Source organism: Streptomyces tremellae (assembly GCF_039540215.1).
Lineage (GTDB): Bacteria > Actinomycetota > Actinomycetes > Streptomycetales > Streptomycetaceae > Streptomyces > Streptomyces tremellae.
In genome coordinates this window covers 1-691 of the sequence record NZ_BAABEP010000163.1, presented here as the reverse complement: position 1 = coordinate 691, position 691 = coordinate 1, and the positions used below count along the sequence as shown (strand labels likewise).

General features: G+C 72.8%; 1 protein-coding gene. It reads left to right on the top strand.

Going from position 1 to position 691, the window contains the following annotated elements; all coding sequences use genetic code 11:
* Positions 1–691: hypothetical protein (locus ABEA77_RS33825; RefSeq protein WP_345655986.1), on the top strand; the 691-nt coding region annotated here is incomplete at both ends.

Below are 691 nucleotides of genomic sequence, written 5' to 3'. Positions count from 1 at the left end.
CGATCCAGGGCAACGCGCGGTACGAGGTGTACCGGCAGGCGGTGGTCGACATGGCGCGTGTCGTGCTCCAGCAGGCACGTGCGTCCGCCGGCTTCGGCTCCCGTGACGTGTCCGACGTCCTCGACTCGTACTTCATGGACCTCGCCTCGATCGCCGCCACCAACGACGACCGCCTGCTCGGGGTGCCGGGCCGTGGCGGCAGTACGCAGGTGCGCCAGGACATAGCGACGGTCTACAACGCCTACCGGCAGTTGATGCACGACGACCCGGCCCTGAGCGACCTGCGCCCCCACCTTCCGCCGCTGAAGACCGAGGCGGACGTCGCAGCGGACTACCGGCTGCTCGCCGGACGCGTCGCCGCCGGGCTGCTCGGCGGCGCCAGCGTGAGCAAGGAGATGCTGCCCCCGCCGCAGCGCCCGGCCACCGAGACGGCGCACCAGGGCGGCACCGAGGCAACGTCGGAGGCCGTCGCCGACCAGGCGGGCGGTTCCTCGCGCAGTGGTGTGCCGCACGGTGGTGTGAATCCGCGCAGTCGGGTGGCGCGTGAGGTGTCGGACTTCGGGCGGCGGCTGAATCGTGCGCTGGCCGGGTACCACAGCCGGCGAGACCCCCAGGCGCTGCGGAACGACCTGCACGGCTATGTGCGCCAGCTGCTGGAGGACGTGGGCCCGCTGGGCCGCGCGGAGGCGGT